At 64.4% G+C, this 13,776-nt stretch carries 13 protein-coding genes; 7 read left to right on the top strand and 6 right to left on the bottom strand.

What is annotated here, in order from left to right; all coding sequences use genetic code 11:
* Positions 1 to 8: 8 nt before the first annotated feature.
* The gene (locus tag BM083_RS00475; protein ID WP_089864348.1) at positions 9 to 1,091 is read left to right on the top strand and encodes a TrmB family transcriptional regulator; all 1,083 of its coding nucleotides are present in this window, start codon (positions 9 to 11) and stop codon (positions 1,089 to 1,091) included.
* A 69-nt stretch (positions 1,092 to 1,160) separates the two neighbouring features.
* On the opposite strand, the gene BM083_RS00480 is transcribed toward BM083_RS00475, so the two are convergent.
* Positions 1,161 to 2,639, bottom strand: coding sequence for a class I adenylate-forming enzyme family protein (locus BM083_RS00480; RefSeq protein WP_089864351.1), 1,479 nt, complete (start codon positions 2,637 to 2,639; stop codon positions 1,161 to 1,163).
* A gap of 160 nt (positions 2,640 to 2,799) precedes the next feature.
* A complete protein-coding gene (locus BM083_RS00485) occupies positions 2,800 to 3,567 on the bottom strand; it encodes an IclR family transcriptional regulator (protein WP_089864354.1) in 768 nt (255 codons plus the stop codon).
* A 324-nt stretch (positions 3,568 to 3,891) separates the two neighbouring features.
* Between BM083_RS00485 and BM083_RS00490 the strand changes: the two genes are divergently transcribed.
* The 3 genes from BM083_RS00490 to BM083_RS00500 all read left to right on the top strand — a co-directional run bounded on the left by BM083_RS00490 (position 3,892) and on the right by BM083_RS00500 (position 7,193).
* A complete protein-coding gene (locus BM083_RS00490; protein WP_089864357.1) occupies positions 3,892 to 5,034 on the top strand; it encodes a hypothetical protein in 1,143 nt (380 codons plus the stop codon).
* Positions 5,034 to 6,788 carry a GMC oxidoreductase gene (locus BM083_RS00495; RefSeq protein WP_009733124.1) on the top strand — a complete coding sequence of 585 codons (1,755 nt, stop codon included), beginning with the start codon at positions 5,034 to 5,036 and terminating at the stop codon, positions 6,786 to 6,788. Before BM083_RS00490 ends, BM083_RS00495 begins: the two co-directional genes overlap by 1 nt.
* A 162-nt stretch (positions 6,789 to 6,950) precedes the next feature.
* Positions 6,951 to 7,193 carry a DUF8024 family protein gene (locus tag BM083_RS00500; RefSeq protein ID WP_089864360.1) on the top strand — a complete coding sequence of 81 codons (243 nt, stop codon included), beginning with the start codon at positions 6,951 to 6,953 and terminating at the stop codon, positions 7,191 to 7,193.
* Here the strand turns inward: BM083_RS00500 and BM083_RS00505 are convergent.
* From BM083_RS00505 to BM083_RS00515, 3 genes are all read right to left on the bottom strand, one after another.
* Positions 7,156 to 8,133: a 5,10-methylenetetrahydromethanopterin reductase gene (locus BM083_RS00505; protein WP_089864363.1), complete on the bottom strand. Its 978-nt coding sequence runs from the start codon at positions 8,131 to 8,133 to the stop codon at positions 7,156 to 7,158. The genes BM083_RS00500 and BM083_RS00505 overlap by 38 nt on opposite strands.
* Positions 8,133 to 8,888 (bottom strand): coenzyme F420-0:L-glutamate ligase, encoded by a 756-nt coding sequence (locus tag BM083_RS00510; RefSeq protein ID WP_089864366.1) that lies wholly within the window; start codon positions 8,886 to 8,888, stop codon positions 8,133 to 8,135. The genes BM083_RS00505 and BM083_RS00510 overlap by 1 nt, the downstream gene beginning before the upstream one ends.
* Positions 8,889 to 8,963: 75 nt before the next feature.
* Positions 8,964 to 9,470: a metallophosphoesterase family protein gene (locus BM083_RS00515; RefSeq protein ID WP_089864369.1), complete on the bottom strand. Its 507-nt coding sequence runs from the start codon at positions 9,468 to 9,470 to the stop codon at positions 8,964 to 8,966.
* A 56-nt stretch (positions 9,471 to 9,526) separates the two neighbouring features.
* On the opposite strand from BM083_RS00515, the gene BM083_RS00520 reads away from it, so the two are divergent.
* From BM083_RS00520 to BM083_RS00530, 3 genes are all read left to right on the top strand, one after another.
* Positions 9,527 to 10,765 carry an eIF2B alpha/beta/delta subunit family protein gene (locus tag BM083_RS00520; protein WP_089864372.1) on the top strand — a complete coding sequence of 413 codons (1,239 nt, stop codon included), beginning with the start codon at positions 9,527 to 9,529 and terminating at the stop codon, positions 10,763 to 10,765.
* Between the two features lie 215 nt (positions 10,766 to 10,980).
* Complete coding sequence (ddh, locus tag BM083_RS00525; protein ID WP_089868241.1) at positions 10,981 to 11,907, top strand: D-2-hydroxyacid dehydrogenase; 927 nt, start codon at positions 10,981 to 10,983, stop codon at positions 11,905 to 11,907.
* A 90-nt stretch (positions 11,908 to 11,997) separates the two neighbouring features.
* Positions 11,998 to 12,972, top strand: a complete 975-nt coding sequence (locus BM083_RS00530; RefSeq protein WP_089864375.1) for an NOG1 family protein — start codon at positions 11,998 to 12,000, stop codon at positions 12,970 to 12,972.
* A 195-nt stretch (positions 12,973 to 13,167) separates the two neighbouring features.
* Here BM083_RS00530 and BM083_RS00535 read toward each other — a convergent pair whose 3' ends face one another.
* On the bottom strand, positions 13,168 to 13,701 hold the full coding sequence (locus BM083_RS00535; protein WP_089864378.1) for a hypothetical protein: 534 nt from the start codon (positions 13,699 to 13,701) through the stop codon (positions 13,168 to 13,170).
* Positions 13,702 to 13,776 lie beyond the last annotated feature (75 nt).

The raw sequence follows: 13,776 nt of genomic DNA on the forward strand, positions 1-13,776 counted from the left end.
TCTCTCTCATGACCGACCGCTCGCTCCGTGACAACCTCCTCGCGTTCGGCCTCTCCGAGAAGGAGACCGACGCGTACCTCGCAATCTTGCGGGCTGGAGACGCGACGACCGGCGAGATTTCGGAGGTCGCCGGCGTCTCTCAGGGGTACGTCTACGAGATTGCAGGCGAACTCGCCGCACACGGACTCATCACCGTCGACGAGACGACGTCGCCGACGCTCCTCCGTGCCCGTCCACCCGAGGAGGCACTCGGCGACTTCGCCGAGCGACTGGACCAACTCGGCGAGGATATCGACCGTCTCTACCGTCGCTCGGAACCGACCGAGCCATCCGTCGAAATCGTCCACTCGCGGACGACGGTCCGCAAGCGAATCGTCCGTGCAATCGACCGGGCGCGTCACGACGTGGTGCTGACGGTTCCGGCGAGCGAGTTCACACACCTGCAGGAGCCACTCTCCGAGGCGCGTCGACGCGGCGTGACGGTGTATCTGCAACTCGTCGCGCCCGTCGGAGCGGTTTCGCCAGATGTCGACTGGGGACGGTTCGGCACCGTCGTCAAGACGTGGGACGCGACGCCGCCGGTGACAGTCGTCGCCGACGAGCAGACGGGCGTGATGGGCTCACACGGGATACTCGCCGGACGCCACGGCGCTGCCTACGCGCTGTCGTTCGCCCAACAGGACATCGCCGGCGCTTTCTTCGGCAACGCCATCAGCAACTTCTGGCCGATGGGTGAGGTTCGGTACGTGAGCGACCCCGACCCGTTGCCAGCGACGTACGACCACCTCCGGACCGCGACCATCAACGCTGCACTCCACCGCGCGGCGGGTCGGTCGCTGCTGGCCGACGTCACCGTCCGAGCGGTCGGCGAGACGGAGACGACGACGTACGAGCGCGTTCCGGTGGTCGGCGTTCGACAGCATCTCGTCGGCGACCCGACGAACGAGTTCCCCATCGAGAACAGTCTCGTGTTCGAGACGCCCGACGGCCGTATCGCGACGGGCGGTGAAGACGGCAGCGTCCTCCCGTTCTACGAGGGGTACGCCGCCGTCTCGGTCACGTTGTACGATGCGGCGGACGGGCAGAACTGAACCGGCGGAGAGTCGGTCCAAGCGTCGACGAGGGTGGCTTGCGAGGCGGAGTCGAAGGGCCGTGGCTACTCACCCGAACTCACGACGGAGCGCACCGCGGTCGAGTTTCCCGGTCGCAGTCCGGGGAAACTCGTCGACGAACACGACGCGGTCCGGGACCTCGTGGCTCTCTAACTGGCGCTCACAGACCCGTTTGATCTCTGCCGCCGACACCGTCTCGCCGTCGCGGCACGTGACGATCGTCGTCACCGTCGTCCCGCGGACGTCGTCCGTCGAGTCGACGATGGCGACCTGCTGGACGGCCGCTAGCTCGTAGATCGCGTCTTCGATCTCGTGAGGGTAGACGTCACCGCATCCCGTGGTGAACATATCCTCGAGGCGGTCGACGATGTACAGAAACCCGTCGTCGTCCATCCAGCCGACGTCGCCCGACCTGAGCCAACGGACGCCGTCACGTTCGACGAACGCACTCTCGGTGAGTTGCTGTCGGTTGTACCCCGGCGTGACCGTGTCGCCGCGCCAGAGGACTTCGCCGCGTTCGCCACGCTCGACGGGCGTGTGGGTTCGGTGGTCCTCTATTCGAACGGTGACTGCGTTCGCCACCGGGCGGCCGACGCTGCCGGGTTTCCGGCCCGCGTCGTCCGGGCGATTCATCGTCGCGAGCGGCGTCGTCTCCGTCATCCCGTATCCCTCGACCAACGTACAGCCGAGTGCGGACTCGACTTCGGCGATTCGCCGCTCCGGCATCGGAGAGCCGCCGACGCCGACGGTTCGGAGGCTGGTGAGGTCGTACGCCTCGACGTGTTCGTGTTCGAGGAGTTCGACGACCATCGTCGGGATGAGGAAGGTGTAGGTCACGTCGTGACGCTCGATAGTGGCCAGCGCAGCCTCGACGTCCCACTCGGTGAGCAGGTGATTCTCGGCCTCCAACGCGAGAAACGGTGTCGTCGTGATGTTGAGGCCGGTGACGTGAAAACACTGACACACCGTGAGTGCGACGTCGTCGCGAGACCACCGATTACAGTCGATGTAGCCCCGTGCGTTCGCATCGAGGTTGCCGTGTGTGTGGTAGACGCCTTTCGGGGCACCCGTCGTCCCCGAGGTGTAGAGCAACTCGGCCAGTTCTTCGGACCGTCGCGGTTCGACGTCCGTGTCGCCCCCTTCCGTGCCGAGTAGGGCGGCGTACTCACACGTCTCGCCGTCGATGGCCGTCGGAACGGAAGCGTCGTGACGGCTCGTGACCACCGCGACCGCGTCGCTGTCGGTGAGGACGTACTCGGTCTGTTCGTCCGTAAAACGCCGGTTGAGCGGGACTGCTACCGCGCCCCGCTTGAGCACCCCGAGATAGGTACAGACGAACGCCACGCTGTTCGCCATGCTTATCGCGACGTGGTCGCCGACGGCGACACCTCGGTGAACGAGCGCGTCGGCGATGCGGTCCGACGACTGGGCTAACTCCCCGAAGGTCAGCGACTCACGACTGTCGCCGACCGCGAGGGAGTCGGGTGCGTTTCGCGCTGCGGTGTCGACGTGGGTAGCGAAGTTCATGATGTGAGAGAATACCGTGGCTTCTCGTACCAACCCCTTGGAGAATGATAAATCATGGTCTCGACACGAGCGAGCGCCCAATTCGATACCGACGCCCGCCCCGTTCTCTCGAATTTTGTTCGGTATTACCGGAAAGCTCTCGACGACCCGTCTCCGCCGGTCACTCCTCGGCGAAGATGATGTTCGCCTGAATCTCGTCGGCGGCGTCGACGACGAGTTCGCCGACCGAGGAGTCGTGGCCGTCCAACTCGAATCCGCCGCTCGCGCCGTAGACGGCGATGGCTCCGTGGACCGTCTCGCCGGTGACGACCGCCGCAGCGACTCCACGCATCCCCGCCACGACCTCACCGTCGTCGACCGCGTAGCCAGTCTCGCGAATCTGTTCGAGGGTCGCTCGCAGTGCGTCCTCGTCGGTGATGGTGTTCGGTGTCCAGCGAGGTAACCCGTGTTCCGTGAGCACGCGTTCGACCGTCTCGTCGGACTCGTGCGCGAGAATCGCCTTCCCCGGGGCGTTCGTGTGGAGGTGCGGGCGTCGCGGGTACGAGGTCGCACCCCCTACTTGGGCGCCTCGTGGCCGCGGAGCGAAGAGACTCGCGCACGTCCCGTGTTCCTCGGTGACCAGTTGGACGTGTTTCGTGTCACCGACGGCGTCGGCCAGAGCGAGCGTATCGTCGCGTCCGTGGACGAAGAGTTCGTGGCTATCGCGTGCGGACTCGCCGACGTGCAGGAAGCGGGTGCTCAGGCGGTAGCTCCTGTCTTCGTTGACCACGTAGCCGACTCGCTCGAGCGTCCGGAGGTGGTCGTGGGCCGTACTCTTGGGAATATCGAGGGACGCTGCGACTGTCGTGACTCCTGCCGTCCCGTGTTCGAGAAGCACCTCGACGATGTCGGCGGACCGTTTGACGGCCGAGACCGGATACGTCGTCATCGTCTGTGTTCTCCACCGAATCCTCTTAGATTGTCCGGCCATACCGGAAAGTCTTCCTCGAAATTTCTAGTCAGCAGAGTGTAGGTTAAATAAAATATACAAATCATATTTATGGTAGTTAGGGAATAATACGCCGTTATTCGACCCAATCGTATCACAAATATGTGAGGAAACGAAGCGGAGATAAACGCAAGACGAAAGCCGATTTAGGTGTCGGTTGGTTCGTCCAAATGCGGCGATTCGTCGACGTGCCAGTATTCTTTACAAAAATCTTATCAAACTATGCTCTTACGTTTGGTATTGCAATAGGTGTCACAAACTATCATGCACGAACATACCGACTCGTCGCCGACGCGACGCGGGGTCATGAAGGGCATCGGCGGTCTCGCCGCGTTGTCGATGTCAGGTGCGACCTTCTCGCAAGCGGCCGCCGCCGTCGACAACCCGCTCGCGAGCGACCCCCACACCGCGGACACGTATCGAGCAATCGTGGATGCGATCATCCCACGAACCCCGCAACTCGAAGCCGAACTCGGGGCCGAACACGTCCCTGGCGGGCTAGACGTCGAACTGGAGAAGTTCCTCATCTGGGACTTCAACCACTTCCAGGAGATTCGCGCCGAGATGGTGACCGAACCGGGGTTACTCGGGGGCGTCCCCGACGGACTGATGCCGGTGAGCATGTTCGAGACCGGACTAGACGTGACCGGTTCGGGGTCGGTTCTCGACGCGCTACTCGACCTCGCCGACATCTCGCTGCTCGACCTCGTCTCCAGTCTTGACGTCACGGGCGAAGAACTCGAAGAACATCTCACGCTCGGCCCGGTCGAGCGGCATCAGGTCTCGTTCGCCGACGACGTCGAGTCGGCGTCCGGGCCTGCCGACTTCGACCTCGTCGTCGAGACCGCTACCGAGACGACACACCGAGTCCTCCAGAACTACCCGTACGCGCCGGCGTTTACGCTCGTCTTCGACGTCGTCGCCGCGGAGTTCATCGCCCTCGGGAAGAACGAGGACGCGATATCCCGCGACCGAACCGAGTTCCCGGGCGGCGGTACCTTCACGCAACTGTCACGCGAAGACCGCCTGCGCTGTCTCTGGTCTATCGTCGACGGCGGCGTCGTGGACCGCTTGGACGACCTCCTCTCGCCGCTCGTTCCGGACGTCGGCATCCTCAAGTACGTGGTGATGGCGGTCAACGGACTCCACGGCTTCGGCTACTACACGGAGTGGTCCGGCCTCGGCGAGACGAAGACTAACACGCCGAACGAGCGGACGCTGGCGACGCCGCCGGGCGAGGTTCAGAGCCGTGAACAGTCCGGCTACCCCGGACCGCAACCCGGTTACGCCGCGAACTGGCGACACGCCGTCGAGGGCGGGTTCGACGACCCGGACGTCGACCAACTCGACCTCTCGGGTGACCTGACCGGCGACGACGTCCTCGACGGTATCGGAGGTGACACCTGATGGAGAACCCCGACGTCGTCATCGTCGGTGCCGGAGCGGACGGCCCGGCCGCCGCCTGGAAACTCGCTCGGGACCACGGCCTCGACGTGCTCCTCTTGGAGGGCGGTGCGTGGCACGGGAACAAACAGTGGCCGAAACCGCACGCCGACTCGGGCGGGACGGTCAGTACCGACCCGGACGACCTCGACGGGAAACTGCTCGACGAGCAGTTCACCCACCGCGAGGCCGACGCGAACGACCCGACCTACGGCTATCTGCGGGTCGGCCCCGCAGACCACTCGCGTGCTCCGTGGTTCCGAAACCTACACCAGAACGCCTTCATCTGGCAGATATCCGCGGTCGGTGGCACCTCGCTCCACTACTTCGCCAACCATCCGCGCGCCTACCCGACGGCCATCAACGACCAGCCACACTGGCCGATAGACTACGAGGAACTGGTGCCGTACTACCAACTCAACGAGGAGATTACGAGCACCCAGCAGGCCCCGATGACCGGGAAGGAAGAGGTTTTCATCGAGGGCGCGACGAACGCGGGCTACGACCTCATCACGTCGAAGAACGTCACCGAGACCGGGTGGCGGCCGCAGGCCAACGCGGTCGAAGTGCCGGGCCGAGAGACGTCGACCGGCGAACCCCTCGACGCGGACTACGAGGGTTCGTTCAGCTACGACGACGGCTTCCGCGGGGACACACTCGTGGGCGACCACTTCCAAGGGTCCTCGACGCCCGTCGACGCGCCGGTTCGCGACAAGGCTCGCAAGTCGAGCAACGTCGGCTACGTCCCGCGCGCACTCGACACCAACGAGGACGACACGGCGGGGAGCGTCGCACTCCGTCCGAACGCCTACGTCACCAACGTCGAGACCAACGAGACGTTCGGAGCGAGCGAAGCGACGGGCGTCACGTTCCGCGACTCGTGGTCCGGGCAGTCGCAGACGGTCGAGGCCGACGTGACCGTCCTCGCGGGTGGGTGTATCGAGACGCCTCGACTGTGGCTCAACTCCGGACTCCCGGACGACGGCTGGGTCGGAAAGGGGCTGACGACCCACTGGTTCGACTGGGTCGTCGGCGTCTACGACGACGAGACGGTCGCCGACATCAACCCCGAGACGGAGCATATGGACCCGTACATCGGGCAGAACTCCGCGGTCCGGTTCGACAAACCCGGCATCGGTGGGATGGAGGACATCGGGATGTCGCCCGGACTGGTCTCCTACGCCGACTACCTGTTCAGTCAGGCGGGCTACAGCTTCGACACCGAAGTCGACCCGGAGGAGCCGTGGGACACGCGCGGCTACGTCGTCGGCGAGGAACTCAAACGCCGGATGTCGGACTACCGACAGACGAAGGCGCTGTTGATACTCACCGACGACCTGCCGCGACAGGACAACGGCGTCTCGCTCGACAACACCTTCAGCGACGAGCACGGGCCCGTCCCGAAGGTCAAGTGGGAACCACACCCCGACGACGACGCCAAGCGCGACGAACTCTCGCGCATCGCTGCGCGCATCCACAAGTCGGCCGGCGCCGCACACGTCCACCGCTGTGACTGGCCACCGCTCTTGCTCCACATGCAGTCGTCGATGCGGATGGGACAAGTGCTCGACGAGAACGCCGAGGCGTACAACGTCGACCGCCTGTTCGTCGCGGACCACTCGGCGCTCGCCAACGGGCTGGGGGGACCGAACCCGACCAACACCGGGCAAGCACTGGCGCTCCGAACCGCCGACAAAATCGCCGAGTTGTACTTCTGAGCGCACCGCTTCCGGACTACCGTCTCCGGGGTCATCTCTTCGAGAAGGGAACGACCGACGACGCGACACAACCGAGACGCGACGAGGCACCCCATCACCGAGTCCGGCGAGGCGGCGCGTGAACCACGAACACACAAGTACCCCTACTGCAAAGAGACGGGCATGGTCACGGTCACGGAATTCATCGTCCAACTCCTGACGAGCGTCGCCGAACTCATCCAGATATTCCTGTTCGACGTCGTCATCGCCGGCGGCGACCCGCTCCAAATCGTCGCCTTCGTGTCGGGGAGTATCTTCATCGGCGTCGCGTCTCTCTACTTCACGTACCTGCTTCTCGGGGCAGTCGCTGAACTGTTCGGCGGCTTGTTCAGCTTCGAGACCGGTCAGCCGCCGCAGCAAGAGTAATCGCCTCGTCGAGGTCGGGTCCGAGCGGCGACCCGACCACGAGACTGTCCGCGTGTTCTCGCACCGCTTCCATTCGCTCACTCACTTCCTCGACAGTGCCAGCCATGCAGAACGCGTCGACCATCGCGGGTGTCACGAGACCGAAGGCCTCAGAGAACTCTCCGGCGCTGATCTTCTCGCCTATCTCGCCCGCTCGCTCCTCGTCGATGCCGTGGCGGGAGAGGACGGGCGGGGCCGCTCCCGCGGCGATGAACGCGACGGGCGGCCGGGCCGCCTCGCGTGCGGCCTCGCCGTCTTCGGCGACGCTCACTGACGCATATGCGGCGAGGTCGAACTCGCCTAACTCGTCGAGTCTGTCTTCTTTCCCCTGTTCGACCTGCTCGCGTGCCCACGCCAAGTCGTCGGGGTGTGACCCGTTGAACAGCAGTCCATCGGCGTGCTTGCCCGCCATCCGACACATGTGCGGGCCCTCGCCGCCGACGTAGACCGGAATCTCGCTCGGTGGCTCGTAGTTCAGTCCGGCCTCGCGGGCGGTGAACGTCCCGTCGGCGTCGACGCGTTCGCCCGCCCAGAGCTTCTGGGCCGTCTTGAACGCCTCCAAGACGGGCCGAAGACCGCGCTGGTCTTCGAGGCCGAGGTTGCGGAGCGTCGAGGGGTCGCCCGGACCGATGCCGAAGACGGCCCGTCCGTCGCTCGTCTCGTCGAGGGTGGCGACTTTCGAGGCGAGCGTCACTGGGTGGGTCTCGTAGGGGTTGGCGACGCCGGGACCGAGACGAATCTCGTCTGTCGCGGCGGCGATGCTCGTCAGGACGGCGAAGGGGTCGCGGTTGTTGTAGTGGCAACTCGTAAAGAGCGTGTCGTAGCCCGCTTCCTCGGCCTGTTCACCCAAGTCGGTCAGCCGCGAGACCGAGTGTTCGGGCGTGAGTTCGATACCGAACATTATCCGTCGAACTCCCACTGGCGCAGTGCTTGGCGGACGAAGTCACCCTCGACGTCGCGGAAGTGGTTATCGCTTCCGTCGTGGTCGCCGAACTCGAAGTCGCGGACGACGACGACGGGTGTGCCGCCCGCGCCTTCGCCGGCGACGAGGTTCGCGGCGGCGGCGAGTTCGTCGACGACGTTCTGGACCGTGACACCGAGTTCGCGGCCGTCGCGGTCAGGTTCGCCCCGCCAGTCGCGACTCGCGGGCATCCCGGCCCAGCCGATGGCGACGCCGCGTTGCCCGTGGCGGAACGGTCGTCCGCAGGTGTCGGTGACGACGACGCTCTCGACGGGGAGTTCGTCGTGGATGCGTTCGGCGCTCTCGGTCGGTCGCGTCGGAAGCAGAAGGAGGTCCGACCCGGGGACGTTCGAGCGGTCGATACCGGCGTTGACGCCGACGTGGCCGAACCGCGTCTCGGTGAGCAGGAACGGGGCTTCCATGATGACCTCGGTGCTCTCCTCGAGGACGGCCTGTGCGAACCGCGGGTCTTTCTCCTCGCCGCTGATGTCGCCGAGGCGCGCAGCGATTTCCTTCGCTCGGGGACCGGCGGGGAAGTCTGCCAGATTCGCGTGTCGACCCTCCGCTTTCGAGACGATGGTGGAGGCGACGCAGACCACGTCCTCGGCGCGAAGGTCGACCCGTTCGCGGACGAGTGCCGCGATGTCGTCTCCCGGCTGAATCTCCGGGAGGTCGGGGACGGCGAGCAGTTCCATACCGACGCTGTGCGTCGTGTACCCAAAAGGCCGCCGAAGGTGGCGAAGCGAACCGGTGTCGGAGACGCCTCTCACCTACTCGCGGTGCAGACGAACCTCCATCTCGCCGTCGTCGACGCGGACGGTCAGCATCGTCTCGTCGTCGTCCGGGTTGGCACCCGTCGCGCTCCCCGGATTCAGGAGTCGGACGCCGTCGACGACGTCGTCCATCGGGTCGTGGGTGTGTCCCGAGATGCCGACGGCGTCGGGGCCGCCCTCTTCGCGGACGATGCCGGCGACGCGTTCGGCGTAGCCTGCTCTGGGTCCTGTCCCGTGAGTGACGACGAAAGTGACGCCCTCGACGGTGAGCGTCGCGACTTCGGGGAGGTCGACGCGAACCCCGTCGACGTTCCCCCGAACACCCGTGAACTGTTCACTCCCGCCCGCGAGCGACTCGACCAGTTCGAGCGTCTCCGGAGCGTCGAAGTCACCGGCGTGGACGGTGTGGTCTGCAGCCTCGACCTTCTCACGTATCCACTCGGGTATCGACGAGGCGCGGCCGGGAACGTGCGTGTCGCTGACGAGTGCGAGTTCCGTGGGCATACCGCTACTCCACAGAACACCACAAAAGTCGTTGTGCCCAGTTGCCAAGAGTAGCTATGACACACGTCGTCACCGTCTTTCTCCGCTCGGACGGTCGAATCCTCCTCCTCCGCCGGAGCGACGCCGTCGGGACCTATCAGGGGTGCTGGGGTGGCGTCTCGGGCTACGTCGAAGGTGACCCGACCGACGCGCTGGTCGACGCCCGTCGCGAACTCGGCGAGGAAGTCGGCGTCCGCGACGCCACGCTCGTCCGCGCGGGCGACCCAGTCGACGTCGTCGACGGCGACCACGAGTGGACCGTCCACCCCTTCCTCTTCGACTGGAACGGTGAGAGCGAACTCGCGTTCAACGACGAGGTGGCGACGGCCGAGTGGGTCCACCCGCCCGCGATTCTCGCTCGAGAGGTAGTTCCCGCGCTCTGGGACGCTTACGACGCCGTCGCGCCGACCGTCGAAGACGTTCGCGACGACGAGACCCACGGGTCGGCGTATATCTCGATTCGAGCGCTCGACGTGCTCCGCGATGCGGCGGCCGTCGCCGACGACTGGGAGAGCGTCGCCGCCGTCGCCCGCGAACTCCGAGACGCTCGGCCGAGCATGGCCGCGCTGGCGAACCGAGTGAACCGCGTGATGAGCGAAGCGGAGCGGACGCCCGACGCGGTGTGCGAACGAGCGCAGGCCGCCGTCGACGACGCGGTTCGAGCCGATTCGGCGGCGGCCGCGAACGCTGTCGACCTGCTCTCGGGAACCGTTCTCACGCTCTCGCGCTCGGGAACCGTCACCGACGCACTCCTGCGTGCTGACCTCGAACACGTCATCGTCGCCGAGTCGCGGCCCGCCCGCGAGGGCGTCGGTGTCGCCGAACGTCTCACAGCGGCTGGAATCGACGCGACACTCGTCGCCGACGCGGCGATTGGCTACACACTGGCCGAGCGGGAGGTAGACGCCGCCGTCGTCGGCGCGGACACTGTTCTCGCGGACGCGACGGTGGTGAACAAGGTCGGAACCCGACTGCTCGCGCTGGCGGCGACGCGAGAGGACGTACCGGTCTACGTCGTCGCCGCCGGCGACAAGATTTCGCCGACCGACGAGTTCCACACCGAGTTCGGTGACCGTGTCGATATCTACGACGGTGAGCACGACGTCGACGTCCTCAACCCGACGTTCGACCGGACACCCGGTGACCTCGTGAGCGGGTTCGTCACCGAACAGGGCATGCTCTCCGCCGACGAGGTGGCCGGAGTGGCCGGCGAGCATCGTCGACTCGCCGGGTGGGACGAAGACGCGTCGGCGTGACGGAGATAGCAACCGTCAAAACCCGCCCCGAACTACCCACCTCTAGGGCGGCCGTGACGACAGTTACCCCCACCGAGCCCCTTGTGACGATGGATTCTCCAGAGCCGCCCTCTCGACACTCGTGAGCGGCACGCTTCCTCGTCGGTAGCCGCCTCGGTACCCTTCGTCACGCCGAAGCCACAATCTCCTTGACGACGCTCCGCGCAGCAACGCACGTGACGCTCCATCGACTCCTCATTCACGACTCCGTCGGCATCGCGTTTCCGCCGGAGCTCTTGGTCGACGAACTCTCGGATCTCGACGTGCCCGTCGAAACCGCTGACGACGACACCAACTTCAGCCAGGGCGACGGCGTCGTCACCTTCGGTCCCGCAGAGGGCTTTCTCGCGGCCGACTGGGTCCACTGCATCCGCGCGGGCTACGACGAGTTCGACGTCGACGCCTACGAGTTGGCCGGGACGACTCTGACTAACAGCAGCGGCGTTCACGGCACCTCGGTCGGCGAGATGGTCGCCGGCTACATGCTCTCGTTCGCCCGTCGCCTCCACGTCTTTCGCGACGCGCAAGCAGACCACGAGTGGCACGATTTACCCTACGAAGAGCCGTTCACGCTGGATGGTGAGCGACTCTGCGTCGTCGGTCTCGGAACACTCGGTCGGGGTATCGCAGAGCGTGCCGATGCACTCGGGATGGACGTCGTCGGCGTCCGCCAGTCCGAAGAACCAGTGCCGGAGGTCCGTGAAGTCTATCAGAGCGAGGACCTCCACGAGGCTATCGCCGACGCGCGCTTCGTCGCGCTGGCGACGCCGCTTACACCGGAAACGGAGGGGTTGTTCGACACGCCCGAGTTCGAGGTGATGCGCGAGGACGCATACCTCGTCAACGTAGCACGTGGGCCTATCGTCGACCAGTCTACGCTCGTCGACGCTCTCGAAACGGGGGCCGTTTCGGGTGCAGCGCTCGACGTCTTCGAAGAGGAGCCACTGCCCGAAGAGTCGCCGCTGTGGGGCCGCGAGGAGGTCATCGTGACCCCGCACGCTGCCGCACAGACGCGCGGCTACCACCGCGACATCGCGACACTCGTCCGGACGAACGTCGAACAGGTTCGAAACGGCGGAGAACTGGTCAATCGAATCGTCTGATACGACCGGCCCGTGACAGCCGGTTCCACACGAAATCGCCTGCGTCGGCAAACGAACGGCCTTTTACGCTCCGGCGTTGAACTGGTGAACATGATTTTCGAGAATCTTCCGACCACCCCCCGGTCGGAGGAACTCATCGACAAGGCGTTCTCGCGGGCGGCGCGGGCCGGTCGGGCCAAGAGCGGCCTCGAAGCCCAAGAGTCGATGCTCATCACGGCGGCGAACATCCTCTCGGACAACCTCGAAAACGTCGTCACGGCGTGGCCCGACTTCGGGACCGTCGACCCGTTCTACTACGAACTGGCCGACGCCATCGTCGACGTCGACGAGGTCCGGAAGAGCCTCTCCGAAGTGATGTGGGCGAGTCGTCAGATTCCGGAGCTTCGAAGCGAGTATCAGTCGAAACTCCGCAACGCGAACCTCGACACGGGACGAAAGCACCGTAAACAGGCGTTCGCCCGGATGGCCGACATCATCGAGGAGATTTCAGACGACCTGCTCCGCATCGGCGAGGCACGTGACGCGCTGAAGAACCTGCCCGACATCCGCCCGGACGAACCGGCTATCGTCGTCGCCGGCTACCCGAACGTCGGCAAGTCGTCGTTCGTCAACGCCGTCACCCGCGCCAGCAACGAGATTGCGGAGTACCCCTTCACGACGAAGGGCGTCCAAATCGGGCACTTCGAGCGCGACCGGATTCGCTACCAGATTATCGACACGCCCGGACTGCTCGACCGGCCCGAAGAAGACCGAAACGACATCGAGCGACAGGCTGTCAGCGCCATCGAGCATCTGGCCGACACGGTGCTGTTCTTCCTCGACCCGAGCGGCGACTGTGGCTACCCGCTCGAAGCGCAACTCGAACTCCGCGACGCCGTCGAGGCACGCTTCGCCGAGCGCGACATCCCCGTGCTCACCATCTGTAACAAGTCGGACCGCTCTCGCGACGTCGACGCCGACGCCTACATGAGCGTCATCCAGGGCGAGAACGTCGACGGCGTACTCGACTTAGCAGTCGAAGCGGTCGGCTTCGAACCGGACATCCCGCCGTCGCGGCAGGAGTAGGTCACTCGCGGACTGTTTCTCCCATCGACTGGCTGACTTCAACGAGGCAGACGACGGACACGCACATCGTCAGTAGCTACGCGACGTCGTACGGGACGGGTTCGTTTACGAGTAGCTCTGTTGAAGTCCTCAAAATTTGACAGATGTGGCGTGCTGAATATAGAGGGTGTATGCAGCAACTCAAAACGAGTGAGTCTATTCGATGTGCTTCCGTGCGAACTCTATTTTATATTCAATTCTCTTAGGGAACGATGTTTGACACAGCTCCGTACTGTCCATCACTCCATACATTTTCACGAACTCTTCGTACGCGAAATAGAATTCCATAAAGTCCGGTTCATCTTTCCATCGTTCTTCGTGCCATGTGAGGTCTTGATAGTAGCCTTGAGCGGTCTGATACTTCTGAACCGCCTCTGAATCTCCAAGATACAGTAGTCCGTCCCCTTCCCACTCGTGTGTAAGACCGACGAGCACACCTTTTTGTGTATTTTCTCGAACCTCTTCGAGATGCCACCGTGCGTATTTGAACAGATGTTGAGCTCGGGCAGTATTTCCAACATGCGCATCACAGCTCATAGCTTGCAGCAATTCACCTACCGCCCATCTCATTCGACCATCCACAGCGAAGTTGTTATCGACTAATTTTGACAGGGCGTACTTCGCATATTCTGACGCTGCCTCCTCGTAGTCTCCTGCTTTTTTTGCTTCATCGGCCTTAGAATAACTCATTCTGAATCACTATCGTCTGGATATTGTGGAGACATATCCTCTGGTTGAGCATAGTTCTTGACGTGGTGTAGCACC

This window comes from Halogranum rubrum (genome assembly GCF_900114455.1).
Taxonomy (GTDB): domain Archaea; phylum Halobacteriota; class Halobacteria; order Halobacteriales; family Haloferacaceae; genus Halogranum; species Halogranum rubrum.

Coding starts and splice junctions, on each gene's coding strand:
- BM083_RS00485 (WP_089864354.1), bottom strand. CDS start 3,567: ATGACGACGTATCCGGTCTCGGCCGTCAAACGGTCCGCCGACATCGTC.
- BM083_RS00505 (WP_089864363.1), bottom strand. CDS start 8,133: ATGTTCGGTATCGAACTCACGCCCGAACACTCGGTCTCGCGGCTGACC.
- BM083_RS00535 (WP_089864378.1), bottom strand. CDS start 13,701: ATGAGTTATTCTAAGGCCGATGAAGCAAAAAAAGCAGGAGACTACGAG.
- BM083_RS00515 (WP_089864369.1), bottom strand. CDS start 9,470: ATGCCCACGGAACTCGCACTCGTCAGCGACACGCACGTTCCCGGCCGC.
- BM083_RS00510 (WP_089864366.1), bottom strand. CDS start 8,888: ATGGAACTGCTCGCCGTCCCCGACCTCCCGGAGATTCAGCCGGGAGAC.
- BM083_RS00530 (WP_089864375.1), top strand. CDS start 11,998: ATGATTTTCGAGAATCTTCCGACCACCCCCCGGTCGGAGGAACTCATC.
- BM083_RS00520 (WP_089864372.1), top strand. CDS start 9,527: ATGACACACGTCGTCACCGTCTTTCTCCGCTCGGACGGTCGAATCCTC.
- BM083_RS00490 (WP_089864357.1), top strand. CDS start 3,892: ATGCACGAACATACCGACTCGTCGCCGACGCGACGCGGGGTCATGAAG.
- BM083_RS00495 (WP_009733124.1), top strand. CDS start 5,034: ATGGAGAACCCCGACGTCGTCATCGTCGGTGCCGGAGCGGACGGCCCG.
- BM083_RS00475 (WP_089864348.1), top strand. CDS start 9: ATGACCGACCGCTCGCTCCGTGACAACCTCCTCGCGTTCGGCCTCTCC.
- BM083_RS00480 (WP_089864351.1), bottom strand. CDS start 2,639: ATGAACTTCGCTACCCACGTCGACACCGCAGCGCGAAACGCACCCGAC.
- BM083_RS00500 (WP_089864360.1), top strand. CDS start 6,951: ATGGTCACGGTCACGGAATTCATCGTCCAACTCCTGACGAGCGTCGCC.